General features: G+C 65.4%; 2 protein-coding genes. Both read left to right on the plus strand.

The window, feature by feature from the left end:
- The first annotated feature begins 120 nt into the window (after positions 1-120).
- Positions 121-1,116, plus strand: coding sequence for a hypothetical protein (locus U9980_RS24845; protein WP_322770142.1), 996 nt, complete (start codon positions 121-123; stop codon positions 1,114-1,116).
- A 171-nt stretch (positions 1,117-1,287) separates the two neighbouring features.
- The coding region (locus U9980_RS24850; RefSeq protein ID WP_322770143.1) for a methyltransferase domain-containing protein at positions 1,288-1,997 on the plus strand (710 nt) is incomplete at its 3' end.

Genomic DNA, 1,997 nt, shown 5'->3' on the forward strand with positions numbered 1-1,997 from the left:
GCGCCCCCAACGCCAGGTGTCCCCATACCACAGATGAACGCCCTTTCTGCCTACTCTGCTCGGGAGAGGAGCCACAACGGCCCATCTCACGACGTGGCAGCACCGGAAGGGCTAAGTCTTATGGCCGCAGACGACACCGCTCGTTTCTTCGCACACGCACAGGCCGCCGATGCCGGCCCCGATGCGGTCACCCTGCTCTACAACGAGGTACGCCGCATCGCCCGCGCGTACCCCGCCGACGGTGGCCCGGCCTTGCTGCCCGCCCTGACCGCCGCACAACGGTTCGCCTTCCGTCATCTCGACGGCCCGACCCAACCCGACCAGGCCCGTGACCTGTACTTCCTTACCGGTGTCCTCTGCGGTCTGCTTGCCCACGCCGGCCTTGACCTCGGTCAGATAGACGCGGCCATGACCCAGACCCGCACCGCGCTTCTGTGCGCCGACCGCGCCGGACACCCCGGCCTACGAACCTGGCTCCGCAACGAACAGTGCTCCATCACCCGCTGGGCGGGATGGCACCACGAATCCCTACGCTACGTCCAGCTTGCCGCCGAGGACGCAACCAGCACCCGGGGGACATCCGCGATCGGCTTCGCCGTACGCCAAGCGCGCGCTTACGCAGCCGTGGGCGACGCAGACCGCGCTCGCGCTACTCTAACGTCGTCCGCAGACGCCTATGCACGAGCGCAGCCCGACGAGTTGGACGAGATCGGAGGGCAACTCTCCTTTGACCGCCCCGACGGTCTATTCGTCGCAGCCGACGCCCTGTCCCTGCTGCCAGATCAAGCGGCGACAGAACGTGCTGCGGCGGAGGCTGTTACCGCGCTCGAAGCCGCACCGGTCGAAGGCCGCAACTCTGGAAACAGGGAAGGCGCGCGCATCGTTCTAGGCTTGGCCCGCGCCCGCCAAGGTGACATCGACGGTGCCCGTGATGCAATCCAACCTGTCTTGGATCTGCCTCAACAGCAGCGCCTACACGGTCTCGCGAAAAACTTCCAGCGGGTCCACGCTGCCCTCAGCGATCCCCGCTACCACGGCTCACCTACCGCCCGTGACACCGCCGCCGAAATCGAAGCCTTCGCCCAGCTCGGCGCGCACACAGCACTTCCCGAGTAGACGGCACCACGCCCGAATGTGCAGGCGTGTACATCTTCAAGGAGACGCGATGGGAAAACACTCCAGGCCGCTACCATGCCCAACCTGCGGGGGATCAGGACAAGTTACCGTGTCGCTTGACAACAAGCAAGTACTGAAGACCTGTGGGGTCTGCAAAGGATCAGGCAAGGCATGAGACGCCAGGACTTCATCCCGGACGTCATCTGGATCAGAAGAGACGGAGACTTCTACCTGACACCCCTACGGCGCGCCGACGACCCCGAAACATGGTCGGCGATCGTAAACAGCGGGGATGCGGTCGCTATCCAGGTTGACGACGGCCACGACCGCTATGACGGCAAGGGTGTCTTCCCGACCAGCTCCAGCAGCGCTCAATGGCTCATGGACGAAATGCTTGACCTGCTGGACGTGCAGGCAGGCATGAACGTCCTGGAGATCGGCACCGGCACCGGCTACAACGCCGCCCTTCTCGCCGAACGCACCGGCCCCGGCCATGTCGTAACCATGGAAGTCGACCCCACCATTGCCGACCACGCCCGAACGGCCCTCACAAAGACCGGGTACTCGATTATCGTCATCACCGCAGACGGCGCCCTCGGACACCCCGACCGGGCACCCTACGATCGGGTGATCGCCACGGCGGCTACCCCCAAAGTTCCTTACTCGTGGGTCGAGCAGACACGACCCGCCGGCCGTATCGTTGTCCCTCTCCTCGGAACCTTCCAGTACGGCGCCCTAGCCTGCCTGACCGTCCACGACGACGGCACCGCAGACGGCCGATTCCACGGTGAAGCAAGCTTCATGCCGCTGCGAGCCCGACGGCCCCAGCCGGTCCCCTGGCCCCTCACCGAAGACCATGCCCGCACGAGCACCACCACGCT

It is taken from the genome of Protofrankia sp. Cr1 (genome assembly GCF_963555865.1).
In the GTDB taxonomy this organism is placed as follows: domain Bacteria; phylum Actinomycetota; class Actinomycetes; order Frankiales; family Frankiaceae; genus Protofrankia.

Bases quoted from the DNA above. Each gene is read 5' to 3' on its own strand.
- U9980_RS24845 (WP_322770142.1), top strand. From the start codon at position 121: ATGGCCGCAGACGACACCGCTCGTTTCTTCGCACACGCACAGGCCGCC.